21 protein-coding genes are annotated in these 17,684 nt (G+C 53.7%); 20 read left to right on the top strand and 1 reads right to left on the bottom strand.

Going from position 1 to position 17,684, the window contains the following annotated elements; all coding sequences use genetic code 11:
- The first annotated feature begins 106 nt into the window (after positions 1-106).
- The 16 genes from MHI24_RS11370 to MHI24_RS11295 all read left to right on the top strand — a co-directional run bounded on the left by MHI24_RS11370 (position 107) and on the right by MHI24_RS11295 (position 14,848).
- On the top strand, positions 107-955 hold the full coding sequence (locus MHI24_RS11370) for a carbohydrate ABC transporter permease (protein ID WP_340026659.1): 849 nt from the start codon (positions 107-109) through the stop codon (positions 953-955).
- Positions 956-1,316: 361 nt separating this feature from the next.
- The gene (locus tag MHI24_RS11365; protein WP_340026658.1) at positions 1,317-2,078 is read left to right on the top strand and encodes a methionine ABC transporter ATP-binding protein; all 762 of its coding nucleotides are present in this window, start codon (positions 1,317-1,319) and stop codon (positions 2,076-2,078) included.
- Entirely contained in the window at positions 2,071-2,733 is a 663-nt protein-coding gene (locus MHI24_RS11360; protein ID WP_340025738.1) for a methionine ABC transporter permease, read from the top strand. Before MHI24_RS11365 ends, MHI24_RS11360 begins: the two co-directional genes overlap by 8 nt.
- Before the next feature lie 26 nt (positions 2,734-2,759).
- Positions 2,760-3,620 carry a MetQ/NlpA family ABC transporter substrate-binding protein gene (locus MHI24_RS11355; RefSeq protein WP_340026657.1) on the top strand — a complete coding sequence of 287 codons (861 nt, stop codon included), beginning with the start codon at positions 2,760-2,762 and terminating at the stop codon, positions 3,618-3,620.
- Between the two features lie 251 nt (positions 3,621-3,871).
- A complete protein-coding gene (locus MHI24_RS11350; protein WP_340025737.1) occupies positions 3,872-4,324 on the top strand; it encodes an Lrp/AsnC family transcriptional regulator in 453 nt (150 codons plus the stop codon).
- Positions 4,325-4,328: 4 nt separating this feature from the next.
- Positions 4,329-5,246, top strand: coding sequence for an EamA family transporter (locus MHI24_RS11345; protein WP_340025736.1), 918 nt, complete (start codon positions 4,329-4,331; stop codon positions 5,244-5,246).
- 131 nt (positions 5,247-5,377) lie between these two features.
- Positions 5,378-5,680, top strand: a complete 303-nt coding sequence (locus MHI24_RS11340) for a hypothetical protein (RefSeq protein ID WP_340025735.1) — start codon at positions 5,378-5,380, stop codon at positions 5,678-5,680.
- A 47-nt stretch (positions 5,681-5,727) separates the two neighbouring features.
- A complete protein-coding gene (locus MHI24_RS11335) occupies positions 5,728-6,405 on the top strand; it encodes a PspA/IM30 family protein (RefSeq protein WP_340025734.1) in 678 nt (225 codons plus the stop codon).
- Positions 6,386-6,883, top strand: coding sequence for a PspC domain-containing protein (locus MHI24_RS11330; RefSeq protein WP_340025733.1), 498 nt, complete (start codon positions 6,386-6,388; stop codon positions 6,881-6,883). Before MHI24_RS11335 ends, MHI24_RS11330 begins: the two co-directional genes overlap by 20 nt.
- Before the next feature lies 1 nt (position 6,884).
- Positions 6,885-7,592 (top strand): PspA/IM30 family protein, encoded by a 708-nt coding sequence (locus tag MHI24_RS11325; RefSeq protein WP_340025732.1) that lies wholly within the window; start codon positions 6,885-6,887, stop codon positions 7,590-7,592.
- Between the two features lie 181 nt (positions 7,593-7,773).
- On the top strand, positions 7,774-8,421 hold the full coding sequence (liaF, locus tag MHI24_RS11320; protein WP_340025731.1) for a cell wall-active antibiotics response protein LiaF: 648 nt from the start codon (positions 7,774-7,776) through the stop codon (positions 8,419-8,421).
- Between the two features lie 34 nt (positions 8,422-8,455).
- A complete protein-coding gene (locus tag MHI24_RS11315) occupies positions 8,456-9,490 on the top strand; it encodes a sensor histidine kinase (RefSeq protein ID WP_340025730.1) in 1,035 nt (344 codons plus the stop codon).
- Between the two features lie 15 nt (positions 9,491-9,505).
- Positions 9,506-10,165, top strand: coding sequence for a response regulator transcription factor (locus tag MHI24_RS11310; protein WP_340025729.1), 660 nt, complete (start codon positions 9,506-9,508; stop codon positions 10,163-10,165).
- A 443-nt stretch (positions 10,166-10,608) separates the two neighbouring features.
- Positions 10,609-11,136 carry a YwmB family TATA-box binding protein gene (locus tag MHI24_RS11305; protein ID WP_340025728.1) on the top strand — a complete coding sequence of 176 codons (528 nt, stop codon included), beginning with the start codon at positions 10,609-10,611 and terminating at the stop codon, positions 11,134-11,136.
- Positions 11,137-11,420: 284 nt separating this feature from the next.
- On the top strand, positions 11,421-12,971 hold the full coding sequence (gene zwf, locus MHI24_RS11300) for a glucose-6-phosphate dehydrogenase (protein ID WP_340025727.1): 1,551 nt from the start codon (positions 11,421-11,423) through the stop codon (positions 12,969-12,971).
- Between the two features lie 290 nt (positions 12,972-13,261).
- Complete coding sequence (locus tag MHI24_RS11295; protein WP_340025726.1) at positions 13,262-14,848, top strand: peptide chain release factor 3; 1,587 nt, start codon at positions 13,262-13,264, stop codon at positions 14,846-14,848.
- Positions 14,849-14,921: 73 nt separating this feature from the next.
- Here MHI24_RS11295 and sspI read toward each other — a convergent pair whose 3' ends face one another.
- On the bottom strand, positions 14,922-15,158 hold the full coding sequence (sspI, locus tag MHI24_RS11290) for a small acid-soluble spore protein SspI (protein ID WP_340025725.1): 237 nt from the start codon (positions 15,156-15,158) through the stop codon (positions 14,922-14,924).
- 157 nt (positions 15,159-15,315) lie between these two features.
- On the opposite strand from sspI, the gene MHI24_RS11285 reads away from it, so the two are divergent.
- From MHI24_RS11285 to MHI24_RS11270, 4 genes are all read left to right on the top strand, one after another.
- Complete coding sequence (locus MHI24_RS11285) at positions 15,316-15,975, top strand: TrkA family potassium uptake protein (RefSeq protein WP_340025724.1); 660 nt, start codon at positions 15,316-15,318, stop codon at positions 15,973-15,975.
- A gap of 25 nt (positions 15,976-16,000) precedes the next feature.
- On the top strand, positions 16,001-16,798 hold the full coding sequence (locus MHI24_RS11280; RefSeq protein WP_340026656.1) for an RNA methyltransferase: 798 nt from the start codon (positions 16,001-16,003) through the stop codon (positions 16,796-16,798).
- 132 nt (positions 16,799-16,930) lie between these two features.
- A complete protein-coding gene (locus tag MHI24_RS11275) occupies positions 16,931-17,083 on the top strand; it encodes a Type 1 glutamine amidotransferase-like domain-containing protein (protein ID WP_340025723.1) in 153 nt (50 codons plus the stop codon).
- Entirely contained in the window at positions 17,061-17,663 is a 603-nt protein-coding gene (locus tag MHI24_RS11270; protein ID WP_340025722.1) for a peptidase E, read from the top strand. The genes MHI24_RS11275 and MHI24_RS11270 overlap by 23 nt, the downstream gene beginning before the upstream one ends.
- Positions 17,664-17,684: the final 21 nt, after the last annotated feature.

Genomic DNA, 17,684 nt, shown 5'->3' with positions numbered 1-17,684 from the left:
TAACCGACAGATTAGTCCTGGGCATAGAACAGGCTTTACGGTGAAAAGAAACCTGCGCACCGGCAGACTGGAGCCGTTCCTGTTCACCACATTCAATACGGCGTTCATGCTCTGCCTGGTGGTTGTGACCTTATATCCTTTTATCAATACGATTGCTATTTCATTTAATGAAGGGAACGATACGATCCGCGGAGGGCTCTACCTCTGGCCGAGAGCCTGGACCACGCAGAATTACAAGGCGATCTTCGCGTCAGGGACGATCTTCGATGCCTTCTGGATCTCTGTAGCGCGTACTGTTCTCTCGACCATCCTGAATATATTCCTGACCACGATGCTGGCTTATACGCTAAGCCGCAGGGAGTATGTATTCCGCAAGGTAATTACGGCGGTCTTCGTGCTGACCATGTATTTCAGCGCCGGTCTGATCCCGAACTATTTCCTGATCAAGGACCTGGGCCTGCTGAACAGCTTCTGGGTCTACATTATTCCGTCCATGGTCAGCGCCTTTAATATGATTGTCATCCGGACCTACATCGGTACTATACCCGAGAGTCTGATGGAATCAGCGAGAATCGACGGGGCCGGGGATTTCAAAATCTTCATGCGGGTCGTCTTCCCGCTCTGTAAGCCGGTTCTGGCAACGATTGCGCTGTTCGTGGCAGTAGGTGCGTGGAACGCCTGGTTCGATGCTTTCATCTACACGTCCTCCAGGCAGCACCTGAGTACCCTGCAATATGAGCTGATGAAGCTGCTGTCTTCGACCATGAACTCCAACGGGAACCCTACCGTCACCAACGGGGTAGGGATGGACCAGGATTCAGCCAGAGCGATGGTAACGCCCATCTCCATCCGGGCCGCCATTACCGTAGTCGCCTCTGTGCCGATTCTGTTGGTATATCCGTTCATGCAGAAGTACTTCGTCGTGGGCCTCAATGTCGGCAGTGTGAAAGAATAAGCGGTAAGAATAGCAAGGCGGGTGCACTCCTGGACAGGGGCTGCACCCGTTTTTGTTTTGGGGTCCCCGCAAAGGACCTGAGTCACCACCTACGCTAAATCCCTACTTTGTGGGGTTATTTTGTGTGTTATCTGCAGGCTATTTCTGCTTAGGCGGCATAATCCAATACCGCCCCGAGCATCCTTATAATGCCCGGTCTGCCCGAAGATTGAACAATCATTCGCAAAAAAATGATGACACAGCCGAAGAAATACCTTATTATTTAAAGAGATTTTTAATGAAACAGATTTTAAATAATTATAGTACAAGCATTGCCGGGGGGAGAGCTCTCCTCCAGGCAGTCTGTGAAGGAGGGCTTCCTATTCTTTCGCTGAGCCAGGTTAGCAAAAGCTTCGCGCTGAAGAACGGCCCTTATAAGGCTGTGGATCAGGTGTCGCTTGAGGTGAAGAACGGTGCTATTCGCGGGATTATCGGGGCAAGCGGAGCCGGTAAATCCACCCTGCTGCGGCTGATGAATCTGCTGGAACGGCCGGATCAGGGAACGGTGACGGTTGACGGCAAGCGGCTGACCGAGCTGCCGGATAAGGAGCTGCGGCAGGAGCGGCAACGAATCGGCATGATCTTCCAGCAGTTCAATCTGGTCGGCAATGCCACCGTCAGCCGCAATGTGGCGGTTCCGCTGGAGCTTGCCGGGGTGCCGCGCGCCGCGCGGATGAAGCGGGTGATGGAATGTCTCCGGTTTGTCGGGCTGGAGGACAAAGCCGGCCAATATCCGGCCCGGCTCAGCGGCGGACAGCGCCAGCGGGTGGCGATTGCCCGGGCGCTGGCGAACAGCCCTAAGCTGCTGCTGTGTGACGAGCCGACCTCAGCCCTTGATCCGGGAACTACAGCAGATATTCTGGAGGTGCTCCGCCATATCAATGCCTCGCTTGGCGTGACGGTAATCATCGTTACCCATGAGCTGGATGTCGTCCGCAGCATTTGCACAGAGGTATCGGTAATGGAGAGCGGGCGAATCGTGGATTCCTTCTCGCGGCAGGACGGCGGCTTCCTTCCGCCTGATGCGCTCACGGGTTCCTTCCGCGAACGGATTACCGGAAGAGCGGGGGAGTCCTATGTTTGAGAGTATCGCGAAATACGAGACACAGATGTGGCAGTCGATCGGAGAGACCTTTGTCATGGTCGGCATCTCTATCGGAGCTGCACTGCTGCTTGGGCTTCCGCTGGGGACCCTGCTGTATTTGTGCCGCAAAGGGCAGCTCTATGAGAACCGGACCCTGTCGCTTGTGCTGAACAGTATCGTCAACGTGATCCGCTCGTTCCCGTTCCTGCTGCTGGTGGTGGCGCTGATTCCGTTCACCCGTCTGGTAGTAGGCACGGCGATAGGCACATTGGCAGCAACGGTCCCGCTGTCCATCGTCGCCATCGCTTATTATTCACGGCTGGTGGAGCAGTCTCTGCTTGAAGTGCCGCGGGGAACCATTGAAGCCGCCTTATCGATGGGAGCCTCCCTGCCGGGCGTCATCTTCAAATTCCTTTACGTGGAGGCCCGGTCGGGACTGGTGCTGGGACTGACTACGTCTACGATCAGCTTCATTTCTTTTTCTACCGTGATGGGGGTTGTGGGCGGCGGCGGGGTTGGCGATTTCGCGATCCGCTACGGATACCAGCGCTACGAGACAGAAGTGATGATCTACGCGATTCTCGTCATGATTGTGCTTGTGCAGCTCATCCAGTTTACTGGCAGTACGGTGGCCAGGCTGCTGGACAAGCGCTGACAAGAGAAATGAATTACTACATTATAATGGGGGCTAGAAATCACATGAAAAGATCACTGAAAGCAACAACCACCTTCGCAATAACATTGCTTGTAATCGTATTGGCTCTTGCCGGCTGCGGAAGCAATAAGGAAGCGAATGAGACACCCGCAGCTGAGAGCAGCGGTCCTGTCAAGATTAAGGTCGCTTCGCTGATTCCGCCGATGACGGATATTCTGGAGCTGATTAAGCCGGTCCTCAAGGAAGAGGGCGTGGATATGGAAGTGGTCATCCTCTCTGACAATGTGCAGCCGAACGAAGCGCTGGCGAACAAAGAGGTAGATGCGAACTTCTTCCAGCATGTCCCTTACATGGAACAGTTCAATGCGAGCAAAGGGGCGAAGCTTGTCCCGGTTCAGCCGGTATATGATGCGATCTACGGCGGATATTCCAAACGCTTCAAAGCCATCGCCGATCTGCCTGACGGTGCGACCCTCGTAATGGCGAATGACCCGTCCAATATCGGGCGCTCCCTGCAGATGTTCGCTGATGCCGGACTGATTACACTGAAGGATGGGGTAGGCATTGAGGCCACCCAAGCGGATATTACTGCCAATCCGAAAAACTATAAGTTCGAAGAGGTCGATCTGCTGATGCTGGCCCGGATGCTGGATGACGCTGATCTGGTCGCGATGACGCCGGCCTATGCCAGCCCGCTGGGCCTGACCCCGAAGAAGGATGCGCTCATCACTGAGCGTGAGGATTCCGCCTTCTCGATTACGCTTGTTGCCCGTGAGGACAATAAGGATTCCGCAGCGATTCAGAAGCTAGCTAAGGCGATCAGCGGCCCGGAAGTGAAGAAGTTCCTTGAGGATAATTATGCGGAGATCGCACTGCCTGCTTTTTGAGGCATAGCTCTGTAAACGGCAGCCCCCTCCATCATCGGAGGGGGCTGTTATTTATTGTCAGGTTAGAGGCGGAGAGCGACATTAGTGCACCTACGAATCGTTATGTTCAATACTGATTTGAGACAGGAATATAACGAATATATTGTATATTTGTTGTTTGATATACGAATCGTTTGAATTATCTGCTTAATGATAACGATTAGCTATTTTCGAGAGGGATCATGCTATACTTTTGCCCAGGAGGTGGTCTTATGGATGAACTGGATGTCAAAATTCTGAACCTGCTGGAAGCGAAAGGGAGACTGTCCCACGAAGAGATCGGTAAGCTGCTGCATATCTCCCGGCCGTCAGTGCATCAAAGGGTCAGCAAGCTGGAGAAGAATGGAGTAATCAAAGGGTACAGGGCAATTGTAGACTGGGGGAAGCTCGATCAGAAGATCAAGGTCTTGGTATCTGTGAAGGTTGTCAGCCAGAGCTTCCAGGAAGCTGCGGGTAAGATCATCAGCATTGAAATTCCGGGAGTGAGCATTATAGAATGCCAGCGGATGGCGGGTGAATGGTGCATGCTGCTGAAAGTGAGAGTGACTTCACCGGAGGTGCTTACGCTGCTGCTCGATGAGATTCTCCGCATCCCTGATATCAAGGAAACCTCGACGACGTTTATTTTATCTACTATATATGAGGATGGTATGAAGGGAGTCTAACGAGATGAACCGGCAAACGAAAGTGAATTCCGTGTATACAGTTGGCATTGCCTTATTGTCCGTTTATTTATTTTGGGGAGGCACTTATGTCGGTATGAAGATTGCCATCGAGACGATGCCGCCCTTTCTGATGGCGGGGGTCCGCTTTTTTGCGGCAGGTGTGGTCCTCTATATCATATCCCGGTTAAGCGGAGCGAAGCGTCCGGTAGGGCGTGAATGGCGCGCTTCTGCGATTGTCGGCACCTTGCTGCTGCTAGGGGGCAACGGAATGGTGGCCTGGGCAGAGCAGCGGGTCTCTTCCTCCATCGCTTCTCTCATCGTGGCTGCGGTGCCTGTCTGGATGATGCTGATGGGCTGGCTTGGACGCGGCGGCAAACGCCCGACTGCCGGAGTCATCGCCGGGATTGTGCTTGGACTGCTGGGCATCGCCGTGCTGGTCTTCCAGCCGGGGAAGGGGGAGACGGGCACCGCCACCGATCTGATCGGAATGATTACCTTGCTGGCAGCTTCCCTAAGCTGGGCGGCAGGGTCCATGTACTCCCGAAGCGCGGCTATGCCGGGCTCACCCTTGATGTCGACAGCTGCGCAGATGCTAACGGGAGGCGCATTGCTGATGGTGTTCTCCTTTTTTATCGGCGATTGGTCCAGACTGGATATCTCCGGTATTTCCCCGCGCTCTTACCTGGCGCTCGCGTACCTGATCATCTTCGGCTCCATTATCGGCTACACGGCTTATATCTGGCTGCTTAAGAATGCTGACGCTGCGCTCGTCTCCACGTACGCCTTCGTTAATCCTATGGTGGCTGTGCTGCTTGGCTGGCTGCTGGCAGGTGAACAGCTCACCCTGAACACCCTCATCGCTGCTGTGATTATTATCGGGTCTGTGGTTCTGGTGACTGTTTTCCGTGGTAAGACCCGCTGAGGGAGTGGTCCTGCACCCATCCCCGACTAAGGTCCAGTACATAAAACCGTCCCCAGTCTGTTTTGAAAGATGCCGGATTCCCCTAGAATAAGGGTATAAGAAAGAGAGCAGCGAAAGGCGGTGAGAAAATAATGCAAAGAAACAAAAGTAACGGACTTGCCATTGCGTTGATTGTCATTGGAGCAGTTATGCTGCTTGGGGTGCTGCCTCATCTGATCCACGGTATCTTCGGCATCCTGTTCCCGGTATTGCTGGTGGTTCTCGGATACTACGGAATTAAGAGCGGACGCAAAATTATCGGCTGGGTTGTAATGTTCATCGGGATCATGTCCCTGATCTCCAAGCTGTCCTGGATTATCGGTCCACTCCTCGGAGTCGCTCTTGTGGTATGGGGCATCTCGGTACTCAGAGGCAAGCAGAGCAGAACATATTAATCACTAGGCCCTATACTTATTAAGAAGCAGGGAGGGAGCAGGAAATCATGAGTGTTTTTCGCAGAATGAGAGACATTACCGTAGCCAATTTGAATGAACGTCTGGAGCAGAGCCAAGATCCTGTGAAGCTGATTGATCAATTTCTATACTCAACCCGTGAAGAAATAGCTGAGGCTGAGAGGCTGTACCAGCAATACGCTTCCCACACGAAGCAATTGCAGCAGCAGGTGAATCAGGCGACCGCGATGAGAGACAAACGTGAAGAGCAGGCGCTCCTGGCACTCAAGGCCGGCGAAGATCATCTGGCTAAGCTGGCATTGCAGGAGAAAATTATCCACGAGGAGAAGCTGGAGCAATACAGCGGGCTGCTGGAAACCAGCCGCCAATCGCTTTTCGAGCTTGAGAGCCAGCTGAATGAACTGAAGCTTGAGTATCAGACCGTATATAGCAAACGCCAGTTCTATGCAGCACGAATGGAATCGCTGCGGCTGCAGCAGCGCATGAATCAGCGGGCCAGCGCTTACGGCGGCGGAGATGTTCCCAAGATGTTCGGACGTCTGGAAGACCAGATGAACGACTGGGAGCTCGAAGCCAAAAGCCTGAGCGACTTGCGGAAGATGGGTCAAGAGTATATGGTGCAGGCCGGTGAGACGGTGGCAACTGTCCTCGAAAGAGAAATGGCCCGTCTAAAGGAGAAGCTGAACAATGATGGCAGAAAGGAGTAGCAGTATGACCCGATTGTATCGTTCAACAAGAGACAGGGTAATGACAGGGCTGGCAGGCGGTTTGTCCGAGACTCTCGGTATCGACTCCACGCTGTTCAGAATTCTGCTGGTGATCAGTATTCCGTTTACCGGCGGCGCGTCTATCCTGGTATATTTCATCGCAGCACTGGTTATTCCCAAGGAGCCTATCCAGTATAACCCCTTCGGACCCGGTGCTCCCGGCGGACCTTATGGCGGACCTTACGCCGGCGGACCTGAGTATGGCCGCGGACCACAGCCGCCACACCACGATCCGCAGGGATATGGCCCTTATGGCGGCCAGCGGGGCTATAACCCCGGTTATGACAAGGCTGCAGCCCATTCGGCTCCGGATTCCGGTCTGGATGCCATGATGAAGGACATTGAGAAGAAGGCCCTGCAAAAAGAAGTGGAAGAGCTCAAACAAAAACTTTCTAAGTACGAGAAGGGAGAATTGTAAAATGGGAGTATTCAAACGGATTAAAGATATGACGAAGGCGTCGGTTAACGATATGCTGGATAAGGTAGAGGACCCGATTGTAATGCTTAATCAGTACCTGCGCGATATGGAAGCTGAGATTCATGAGGCTGAAGTAACCGTAGCGAAGCAGATGGCCAATGAACGCCGCATGAAACAGCGTGTGGATGAAGCGGCCAAGGTTGCCGGACAACGTGCCGCACAGGCTGAGCTGGCCCTGAAGAACGGTCAGGAAGAAGTGACCCGCAAGCTGCTGGAGGAGAAAATCTATTTCGACCAGAAGTTCACCGAATACAGCGACCTGCACGCACAGGCTGAAGTTCAGGCCAAGGAATTGGTAAAACAGCTCCATGACATGAAGGATGAGTTCTACAAAATGCGCAACAAGCGCAATGAGCTGGTATCCCGCGCTCAAATGGCCAAAGCCAAGAAGCAGATGAACCAGATCAGCAGCGTACATTCCATCGAGAGCGGAAGTGCATCCCTCGGGTTCCACCGCATGGAAGAGAAAATCATGCAGCTTGAAGCAGAGGCCGATGTGATGCGCGCTCCGTATAGCCCTTCGGCATCCGCATATGCTAAGCCGGTAGATCCTGAGAAGGAACTGAAAGTGGAAGAGCAGCTTGCCGCACTTAAGAACAAGCTGAACTCCAGCTCTGCAGCACCTTCCCTCGACAAAAAAGAAAAATAATCCTTGTTCCTAAAGAACACCCGGATATGATATGCTGACTTAAGGTAAAGCCATACGGTATGGATTCTCCATACCGGTATGGCTTTTGTAGCGGATGAAGTGATCCGTATTACTGCTGTAAGCTTAGCTGATGCTGATGAAGCCTGTTTTGCTTAAGGCACAACGACAAGGAGGTGCGGGTATGGATAAACGGAACCGTCTGATTGCCATCGGATTGATTGGTGTAGGCTGCTTGATGATTTTTGGCAAATGGCTCGGCTTCTTCTCCATCGTCGCGCTCCTGCTGCTGCTGCTGGGAGTCTACCGGATTACCTCCGGCAAGGTGAAGCAAGGCTACAGGCTCATGGGGGTCGGCGCGGTATTGCTGCTGCTGGACCATCTGCTGCTGGTGCTGGGCATCTGCCTGATTTCGCTGGTGATGTTCTTCATGAAATCCAAAAGAATGCAGCGCAGGGCCGGGTTCATGCAGAAGCAAAGCTTCTCTTCGCGCTTCGACTGGGATCTCTCGCCATGGGTGATGCGCAGCCTGAGCGCCTGGCATGTGCTGGGTGAGGTGGATGTCGATCTGTCGCTGGCCTTGGCGGAGGAGCATGAGTCGATTATGCTGTTCCAGGGGATTTTTGGTGATGTGGATATTCTGCTGTCTGAGGATTACGGGGTGGAGATTGAGGCGTTCGTGCTGTTCGGCTCCATCGAGTCCGGCAGTCACCGCGATACGGGAATGCTGAACCGGCTGAACTGGAAATCGCCCAACTATGACAGCAGTGAGCATAAGGTGAAATTCAATATCTCCTATCTGATGGGGGATCTGGACGTACGAATACCTTAAGGGTAGGCTGGACAGAGAGAAGGGGGGCTCCCGCATGGGCAAAAAAAACAGCAACATGGTTACGCGCAGTATGGGCGAGGGGGCTCTGTTCTCTTTGGTCATGCTGCTCGTGATTACATATATTATGTATACATATGGATTACTCCAGCCCTTCGAGAACTGGCGGGTCGGCGTGAGAACGGCACTGACGCTGATTCTGCTGCCGGCAGCCTTCGGCGTCGGGTATGGCTTCTATCAGGGCTTCCGCAGCAAGCGGAAGCTTGAACTGCTGCGGGCCACACTGGTATCCTGGGAGAAAGGCAATCTGAATCCGGCGATGCCGGATCTCGGCAGCGACGAGCTGGGACGGCTTGCGCAGCAGCTGGGCCGGATCAGCGGCAAGTGGGAGAACCAGGTGAACACGCTGCAGCGGCTGTCCACGAATAACGCGAAGCTTGCCGAGCAGTCGCGGGTAACTGCGATCATCGAGGAGCGGCAGCGGCTGGCGCGTGAGCTGCATGATGCGGTATCGCAGCAGCTGTTCGCCATCTCGATGACGGCCACGGCGGTCGGCCGGACGCTGGAGAAGGACTTTGACAAGGCGCAGCGGCAAATTGCGCTGATCGAGGAGATGTCCGCTGTAGCCCAGTCCGAGATGCGGGCGCTGCTGCTGCATCTGCGTCCGGTGTATCTGGACGGCAAGGGACTGGAGGAAGGCTTACGCGAGCTGATCAAGGAACTGAAGATCAAGGTGCCGATTGATATCGTGTTCGAGATGGATCAGGGTGTGCAGCTGCTGAAGGGCGTCGAGAATCATCTGTTCCGCATTGTGCAGGAGGCGATCTCCAATACGCTGCGCCATGCCAAGGCGGAGAAGATGGAGATCCGCCTGCACCGCCGCGGCGATACGGTCCGGCTGACGCTGCGCGATGACGGGATCGGCTTCGAGATGGATGAAGCCAAGCAGACATCCTACGGGCTGTCGAATATGCAGGAGCGGATTACAGAGATCGGGGGCTCCATCCAGTTCATCACCGCCCCCGGCAAAGGAATGCGGATTGAAATTACCGTACCGGTAGTCAACGAATAGGGGGTCAGGAAAGCGATGGAAGTCGAGGAATCAGATGCAATCAAGGTTCTGCTGGTGGACGATCATGAGATGGTGCGAATCGGTTTAGCTGCGGTGCTCGGCACCGAGGATGGAATTGAAGTGGTAGGTGAAGCCGGAAGCGGCGAGGAAGGCATCCGCCTGGCCCAGGAGTATAATCCGGATGTGGTGCTGATGGATCTGGTCATGGACGGAATGGACGGAATCGAAACGACCAGACAGCTGCTGAAGCTGTACCCGGAGTGTAAGGTGATCGTGCTGACCAGTTATTTGGATGATGAGAAGATGTATCCCGTTATTGAAGCCGGAGCGTTCAGCTACCTGCTCAAGACCTCACGGGCCAGCGAAGTGGCGGATGCGATCCGGGCGGCGGCAAGAGGCCAGTCGGTGCTGGAGTCACAGGTGGCCTCCAAAATGATGAACCGGTTCCGCTCCAATGCCAAGGGCGAATCGCCGGCGTACAAAGAGCTTACTGAACGCGAGATGGAAGTGTTGAAGCTGCTGGCCCAGGGCAAATCCAACCAGGATATTGCCGATCAATTAATTATCGGAATCAAGACAGTGAAATTCCATGTCACGAATATTCTCGCCAAGCTGGATGTGGAAGACCGCACCCAGGCGGCTATTTATGCATATAAGAACGGATTGGCGGAATAAGCGTCAGCCTTAGGAATCAGGTCAAGCACCTTTAGTAGAATCTGGTCCCCGCAAGGGATTGGGGGGCTGTTGGAGGTGTTTTTTTTATCTGCGGGTATATCCGTCTCCCAACTTGGCTATCCTGTCTAGTAGATTACTAGAACGGAATGAGAGGGCGATGCGGAGTGGGAAAGGAGCGGCAGAGCAAGGGGATACTGATTCTTTGTCTGAGTCTAGCAGTTCTTATGCTGGCCGGATTCCGGAGTGGAGATAAGCAGCTTACAGCCATGGTATCCTCAACTGTTGATTCTGGATCATCCGTTTTTGCCGGTTTGCGTGAGTCGTTGTCTTTGTTATCCTCAGTTGGGCAGGAAGTAACAGCGCCAGGTTCAACACAACGCCTTGTACTGAAATGGCAGGGGCAATTTAGCGGAGACAGCAATGACTCTGAAGAGAAAGCCATCATGCTGGCAGAACAGCTTGGTCTCGGGAAAGTATCCGGCAGTGATGAGGACGGACATATGATGTACAGAGCGGCTGCCTCCCAAGGAGATTCCAGCAAGCTCTCTATGTTATGGACTGATCTGGAGCAAGGCGGGAGTTATGTGTTTGTAACTATGGAAACCCAGAATCTGCTGAAGGCAGAAGAGCTTCAGGATACGGCAGAGAAAACGGGTAAAATAATGATGGCAGCAGGAATCACACCAGAGTGGAATGCATCTATCCAGGGCAGCGCGTTGTCGCAGGGATTGCCTGGCGAGGCATTGGCAGCCATAGAAGGAACGATGGAAGCAGAGGGCAGTGGATTGCATGCGGTGGAAAGCTATGAGGATGTGTCCACGGTCAGCCGCTCCTATACAGTTCCGGGCAGCAAGCGGTTCGTGAACAGCGGCGATCATAAGATTGCCCTGCAGATGGCTGTCCACCAAAATGACAATGACAACAGCAACAGGGTGACAATTGGACTCCCTCTTATTACTATAGAATATTAGGCTTTACATTGAAGAGTGTATGTTGTGGCATTATAATGGTGGTGTACTTCGTTCGCGGGAAAGCGGGGAGACGCCAGTAATACCCAGTAATATAAGTAAGAGCATGGCAAAGTATAAGTAAGAGTAATAGAAAATTGCGAAATCCCGAGAGAAACTGTCAGGAATGTGATAGCATCATTTGTCCAATTATGATAAAATGACATCACGCCGTCATGTGCGTTTTGTCTCATAATCGGCGTTGAGAATGAATGTCAACTATATTACATACAGAGAGATGAGGAGCCATGGCTGAAAATCAAACCCTTGATCCACTGCACACACCCGGTGCTGTATTCTTTATCTTCGGGGCAACCGGAGATCTGGCCCGGCGCAAGCTTTTTCCGGCGATTTACAGTTTGTACCGTGAAGGCAAGCTGACTGATGATTTTGCGGTAGTTGGCGTGGCTCGGCGTCCCCGCACCCAGGATGAATTCCGGGAAGATGTGAAGGAGTCCATCCGCGAGTTCTGCCGTTACCAGGCAGGAGATGCTGCGGAGTGGAACGAGTTCGTCCAGCATTTCGAATACAAGTCTCTGGACATCAACAATATTGACGGCTTCCGTGAGCTGAACGCGCAGACAGAGGCGCTTGAAGAGAAATTCAATATTCCGGGCAACCGGATGTTCTATCTGGCTCTGGCGCCGGAGCTGTTCGGCAGTGTCTCCTTCAACCTGAAGGCGGGCGGTATGCTGCAGACCAGAGGCTGGAACCGTCTGGTGATTGAGAAGCCGTTCGGCTACAATCTGGAATCCGCAGAGGAACTGAACAAGCAGATTCGCCAGGTATTCCAGGAAGAGGAGATTTACCGCATTGACCACTATCTGGGCAAAGAGATGGTGCAGAATATCGAAGTGATCCGCTTCGCCAATGCCTTCTTTGAGCCGCTGTGGAACAACAAGCATATTGCCAACATTCAGATCACCCTCGGCGAGACGGTTGGTGTAGAAGAGCGCGGCGGGTATTATGATCATGCCGGAGCGCTGCGTGATATGGGCCAGAACCATATGCTCCAGCTGCTGACCATGATCGCTATGGAGCCGCCTAGCCGTCTGCTGGCTGAAGATATCCGTGATGAGAAAGTCAAAGTACTGCGTTCGCTGCGTCCTTACGCCTCTGCTGAAGAAGTGCGTGAGAATGTAGTCCGCGGCCAATATACCCAAGGCCTCTACAAGGGCAAGACTCTTCCGGCTTACCGCCAGGAAGACAAGGTGGACCCGGAGTCGAATACAGAGACGTATTTCGCCGCCCGTGTGTTCGTCGATAACTTCCGCTGGGCAGGAGTTCCCTTCTATATCCGTACAGGCAAACGCCTGCCGGTGAAGACAACAGAAGTGGTTGTCGAATTCAAGGGAATGCCGACTAACGTCTACCTGGGCCAGAAGCACAAGCTGGAGCCGAACCTGCTCGTCATCCGCGTGAATCCGATGGAAGGCATCTACGTGAAGATCAACGCGAAGAAGCCGGGCTCGGAATCAGAAATCCAGCCGCTGGCAATGGATTTCTGCCAGAGCTGCCTGGTCGGCATCAACTCGCCCGAGGCCTACGAGCGTCTGCTGCATGATGCAGCACGCGGCGACTCCACCTACTTCACCCGCTGGGATGAAGTATCCTCCGCCTGGTCCTTCGTGGACCGCATCGCCCAGACCTGGAAGGAAGACAATAATGATCTGGCTTCCTACCCTGCGGGCTCCTGGGGTCCGGTCGAAGCCGATCAGCTGTTAGCCGGAGACGGCTTCCACTGGTGGCCGGTCAACGGCCAGGACGAAGACAATGTGGTCTGGCAGGTTAACCGCTAAGGCTACAATAGGAGAATGATGAAGATCCCCCTGCGGCGCAGGGGGATTATTTTATGGAGGAGACCATTTTTGTAGATAATCTCCGCCGGATTTTGCTATACTGAGAAGGATGCTTTCAACATACAGCTTTCTAAGCCTAGCGCTAGAGATGATCCTATAAACGGTATGATGAGGTTAATGTACGGTGAATCCCTATGGAAAGGATCTGAATCCATGAATAGTCGTCCGATTTGATGGAATCCGGCAATTGGAGCAGCTGCAGGAATTTTATATATGAAGGGATATGTGTGATGAACAAGGCAACGGATCATAAGCTTCAGACTGAAGTAGACAAACGCAGAACCTTTGCGATTATTTCCCACCCCGATGCGGGGAAAACAACGCTGACCGAGAAGCTCCTGCTCTTCGGAGGCGCTATCCGCCTGGCGGGTACAGTTAAGGCCCGTAAGGCCAGCAAGCACGCGACCAGTGACTGGATGGAAATTGAGAAGCAGCGCGGGATCTCGGTTACCTCGTCCGTGATGCAGTTTGATTACGAGGGACACCGGGTGAACATTCTCGATACTCCGGGTCACCAGGACTTCAGTGAGGACACCTACCGTACCTTAACGGCAGCGGACAGCGCGGTCATGCTGATCGACGTAGCCAAGGGGGTCGAAGCGCAGACCATCAAGCTGTTCCAGGTGTGTGCGAAGCGCGGAATTCCGATCTTCACCTTCATTAACAAGCTGGACCGCGAAGGCCGCAGCCCGTTCGAGCTGATGGAAGAGCTGGAGAATGTGCTGGGCATCCGCTCGGTGCCGATGAACTGGCCGATTGGCATGGGCCGCGAGCTGTGCGGCGTATACGACCGGATGAAGAATCAGGTAGAGCTGTTCCAGGGTGACGACCATTCTGTCATTAAGGTGCAGAAGGTGGAAGGCTACAATGACCCGGTTATCCGCGAGATGGCTGGAGAATATCTGCATGACCAGCTGTGCCAGGACCTGGAGCTGCTGGATGTAGCGGGTGATCCCTTCGATTACAAGAAGGTGCTGCGCGGGGAGCTGACACCAGTCTTCTTCGGCAGTGCGATCAATAATTTCGGAGTGCAGACGTTCCTTGACAACTTCCTGGAGCTGGCGCCGAAGCCGGAGCCGCGCCGCAGCACTGTGGGCTCCGTTGAACCAACCAATGAGAAATTCACCGGCTATGTATTCAAAATCCAGGCCAACATGAACCCGGCGCACCGCGACCGGATTGCCTTCCTGCGCATCGTGTCCGGCAAGTTCGAGCGCGGCATGAGCGTGAAGCATGTACGGGCCGGTAAGGAGATCAAGCTGTCTCAACCGCAGCAGTTCCTGGCTCAGGACCGGGATATCGTGGAAGAAGCATATCCGGGCGATATTATCGGCCTGTTCGACCCGGGCATCTTCCGCATCGGCGATACACTTAGCCAGGCAGGCGATATGGAATTCGATGAGCTGCCGACGTTCTCACCGGAGATTTTCTCCAAAGTCAGCATTAAGAATGCCCTGAAATCGAAGCAGTTCCAGAAGGGGATTGACCAGTTGACCGAAGAGGGCATGATCCAGGTGTTCCGCACGGTCAACTTCGATGACATTCTGCTGGGGGTAGTCGGACAGCTGCAATTCGAGGTGTTCGAGTACCGCATGAAGGGTGAGTACGGCGTGGATGTTCAGCTGCAACGGATGAACTACCAGTTCGCCCGCTGGATCGTGGATGAGAACAAGCCGGATGCCAGCAAGTTCCGCATCAATTCCACCCTGGTGACGGACAAGAAGGGCAATTATGTCGTGCTGTTCGAGAACGAATACGCCATGCGGACGGCGATGGAGAAGAATCCGACCGCCAAGTTCCTGGAGACGGCTCCCTAAATTCTGCAAAACCTCCGTACCCCTGTGCAGCAGCACGGCGGGTGCGGAGGTTTTTTTGGCGGGAGGGGTCTCTTTAGGAAGTAATCGACCCTGGGGTGAGCTTCTCCAGATGTCTGTGCAGCATGGACAGGACCCGGTCCCGCTTGGCAGGATCAAGATCCTTCCAGACCATTTCAAAGATGACGCCAAGTCCCGGCAGCGCCGCTTCCGGCCCGTCTATGGAGTTCTCGATGACTTCCCGCAGGCCTTCTTCCGTCTGGCCGTGCACTTTGTGGATAATCGCCTGGCGCAAATCGATGGTGACTGGCATAATCGGCCTCCTTACGTTGGTGTATTGGGGGTCATTCAGATGCTTGAATGAGCAGCCTGCTTATAAGGTGCCCTGAGACAGCGCTGAACATTCAAGTTTGGACGGGCTTGTGCTATACTGGGGGATATGCTTAGTGCGGACGGGAGGTACACAGGCAATGGCCAAAAAACAATATGCCATCATCGGCATGGGACGCTTCGGTTCAAGTGTAGCCAAAGCGCTTAGCGGCATGGGCTATGAGGTGCTGGCAATCGATGCGGATGAACAGCGCACCCAGGAAATCTCTAATATTGTGACGCATGCCGTATCTGCGGACTCCACGGATGAAGAGGCGCTGCGCGCATTGGGCATCCGTAACTTCGATGTGGTGGTGGTTGCCATCGGTGAGGATATTCAGGCCAGCATTCTGACCACACTGATCCTGAAGGATCTGGGCGTGCCTGCCATTGTCGCCAAAGCCAAAAGTGAGCTGCACGGCAAGGTGCTGGGTAAAATCGGCGCAGATAAGGTAATCTACCCGGAACGGGACATGGGGATGCGGCTCGCGCATCATCTCGCCTCACCGAACATCCTGGACTATATTGAGCTGTCGCCGGAATACAGCATTCTGGATATGAAGGTCTCCGGGCAGATGCTCGGCAGGAATCTGCAGGAGCTTGATATACGGGCCAAGTTCGGCTGTAACGTCATGGCGATCCGCCGGGGAGACGAGATGAACATATCACCCAGAGCGGAGGACCGCCTGACTGAAGGGGATGTGCTGGTTATTGTCGGGCGGAAGGACAACCTGACCAAGCTGGAGATGGCGTATCAATAGAGGAAGACAAGAAAGGTTGGACCCTATGGAAATTATGTCGCCGCAGAACACGCGGGTGAAGGAATGGGCCGGACTGCAGGAGAAGAAACACCGTGACCGGTCCGGTAAATATATCGTCGAGGGCATTCATCTGGTGCAGGAGGCGCTGCTCGCAGAAGCGGATGTCGAATGTCTGGCGTACGATCTGGACAAAGGAATGCCGTCTGAGCTGAAGCCGCTGCTTCAGGCCATCCAGGGCATGGAGGTCATCGGCGTGTCGGCGGCGGTGATTGCCAAGTGCAGCAGCACGAACACCCCGCAGCCGGTGTTTGCAGTTCTGCGCAAGGAGCAGCAGGGTCTGGAGACGCTGCTGGCGAAGCCGGACAGCCTGGTGGTCGTGCTGGACGGGGTCCAGGACCCCGGCAATGTCGGGACCATCATCCGCAGCGCGGATGCGGCAGGTGCAGACGGAGTCATTCTCGGCCAAGGCTGCGCCGACCTGTTCAATCCGAAGACCATCCGTTCCACGATGGGCTCGATGTTCCATCTCCCGGTGGTGGAGGGAGAGCTGGGCATGATCCTGCCGCAGGCCCGGGAGCACGGCGCACTGCTGGTCAGCACCTCATTGCAGGGGGAGGATTCCTGCTACACCCATGATTTTCACGGCTCCCAGTGGCTGCTGATCGGAAGTGAAGGCAAGGGAATCTCGCCGGAGACGGCCCAACTGGTCGACAAAAGCATCATCATCCCCATGGCCGGCCGCGCCGAATCGCTGAATGCGGCGATGGCTGCGACGATCTTGCTGTTCGAGGGGATGCGGCAGCGGGGGAGTTACCGCAGGTAAGGATTATCGCATTAAGTTAACATATAGCTTGTCACAACAAAGTCAGTCCCGGTGTGTCTGAATAAGACGTAATGCATCCGGGGCTTTTTTGTTTTCTTTGCAGCTTCAATATTATAAATAGGAGTGATGAAGATGGGGATTATTGTGGCGATTGGCGGCGGAGAGATTAGCGAATTGGAGACTTTGTCAATTGATCAAACGATTGTAGACTTAACGAATAAAAGGAAACCTAAAGCATTGTTCATTCCTACAGCCAGCCAGTATGGATGCAGAAGGGTATTGTGATTCTTTCCAATTCGTATACGGTGACCGGCTAGGGTGTGAGGTCCAGCATTTGCTGCTGACGAAAAATACATATGCGCCAGAAGAAATAGAGGACACGATCTTATCCGCCGATTTAATCTATGTGGGTGGCGGCAATACGCGGATGATGCTGGACCTCTGGCGGGAGCATGGTGTGGAACCTTTGCTGAAGCGGGCTTACGCCTCGGGGGTTGTGCTGTCAGGAATGAGTGCAGGTTCGATCTGCTGGTACGAATACGGTCATAGTGACACAGAGACGTTTGATACTACAGGGGATCGGATTTATATCAAATTGAAGGCGATGGGGATTTTACCAGGGATTCACTGTCCTCATTATAATGAAGACAACCGTGAGGCAGATTTCTTGAAAATGGTTCAAGGAATGGATACAACCGGCATAGCTATTGAGAATCACTGCGCTATTATTTATAAGGATGATGGGTATAAAGTGATCTCCTTCAGAGAACAGGCCAAGGCTTATAAGATACAAAAGATCAATCAGCAGATGATCGTGACGGAGATCGAGGAGCATGCTGAATTTAATAAGATAGCGAATATGTGAAAAAAGCCCGCACTCCGCCTA

The organism is Paenibacillus sp. FSL K6-1096 (assembly GCF_037977055.1).
GTDB lineage: Bacteria > Bacillota > Bacilli > Paenibacillales > Paenibacillaceae > Paenibacillus_AQ.
This window is presented reverse-complemented; position numbering and strand designations above follow the sequence as displayed.

What these genes read in the sequence shown, in the direction of transcription:
- MHI24_RS11370 (WP_340026659.1), top strand. Translation starts at nt 107, where the DNA reads ATGCTCTGCCTGGTGGTTGTGACCTTATATCCTTTTATCAATACGATT.
- MHI24_RS11360 (WP_340025738.1), top strand. Translation starts at nt 2,071, where the DNA reads ATGTTTGAGAGTATCGCGAAATACGAGACACAGATGTGGCAGTCGATC.
- MHI24_RS11355 (WP_340026657.1), top strand. Translation starts at nt 2,760, where the DNA reads ATGGGGGCTAGAAATCACATGAAAAGATCACTGAAAGCAACAACCACC.
- MHI24_RS11350 (WP_340025737.1), top strand. Translation starts at nt 3,872, where the DNA reads ATGGATGAACTGGATGTCAAAATTCTGAACCTGCTGGAAGCGAAAGGG.
- MHI24_RS11345 (WP_340025736.1), top strand. Translation starts at nt 4,329, where the DNA reads ATGAACCGGCAAACGAAAGTGAATTCCGTGTATACAGTTGGCATTGCC.
- MHI24_RS11340 (WP_340025735.1), top strand. Translation starts at nt 5,378, where the DNA reads ATGCAAAGAAACAAAAGTAACGGACTTGCCATTGCGTTGATTGTCATT.
- MHI24_RS11335 (WP_340025734.1), top strand. Translation starts at nt 5,728, where the DNA reads ATGAGTGTTTTTCGCAGAATGAGAGACATTACCGTAGCCAATTTGAAT.
- MHI24_RS11330 (WP_340025733.1), top strand. Translation starts at nt 6,386, where the DNA reads ATGATGGCAGAAAGGAGTAGCAGTATGACCCGATTGTATCGTTCAACA.
- MHI24_RS11325 (WP_340025732.1), top strand. Translation starts at nt 6,885, where the DNA reads ATGGGAGTATTCAAACGGATTAAAGATATGACGAAGGCGTCGGTTAAC.
- liaF (WP_340025731.1), top strand. Translation starts at nt 7,774, where the DNA reads ATGGATAAACGGAACCGTCTGATTGCCATCGGATTGATTGGTGTAGGC.
- MHI24_RS11315 (WP_340025730.1), top strand. Translation starts at nt 8,456, where the DNA reads ATGGGCAAAAAAAACAGCAACATGGTTACGCGCAGTATGGGCGAGGGG.
- MHI24_RS11310 (WP_340025729.1), top strand. Translation starts at nt 9,506, where the DNA reads ATGGAAGTCGAGGAATCAGATGCAATCAAGGTTCTGCTGGTGGACGAT.
- MHI24_RS11305 (WP_340025728.1), top strand. Translation starts at nt 10,609, where the DNA reads ATGCTGGCAGAACAGCTTGGTCTCGGGAAAGTATCCGGCAGTGATGAG.
- zwf (WP_340025727.1), top strand. Translation starts at nt 11,421, where the DNA reads ATGGCTGAAAATCAAACCCTTGATCCACTGCACACACCCGGTGCTGTA.
- MHI24_RS11295 (WP_340025726.1), top strand. Translation starts at nt 13,262, where the DNA reads ATGAACAAGGCAACGGATCATAAGCTTCAGACTGAAGTAGACAAACGC.
- sspI (WP_340025725.1), bottom strand. Translation starts at nt 15,158, where the DNA reads ATGCCAGTCACCATCGATTTGCGCCAGGCGATTATCCACAAAGTGCAC.
- MHI24_RS11285 (WP_340025724.1), top strand. Translation starts at nt 15,316, where the DNA reads ATGGCCAAAAAACAATATGCCATCATCGGCATGGGACGCTTCGGTTCA.
- MHI24_RS11280 (WP_340026656.1), top strand. Translation starts at nt 16,001, where the DNA reads ATGGAAATTATGTCGCCGCAGAACACGCGGGTGAAGGAATGGGCCGGA.
- MHI24_RS11275 (WP_340025723.1), top strand. Translation starts at nt 16,931, where the DNA reads ATGGGGATTATTGTGGCGATTGGCGGCGGAGAGATTAGCGAATTGGAG.
- MHI24_RS11270 (WP_340025722.1), top strand. Translation starts at nt 17,061, where the DNA reads ATGGATGCAGAAGGGTATTGTGATTCTTTCCAATTCGTATACGGTGAC.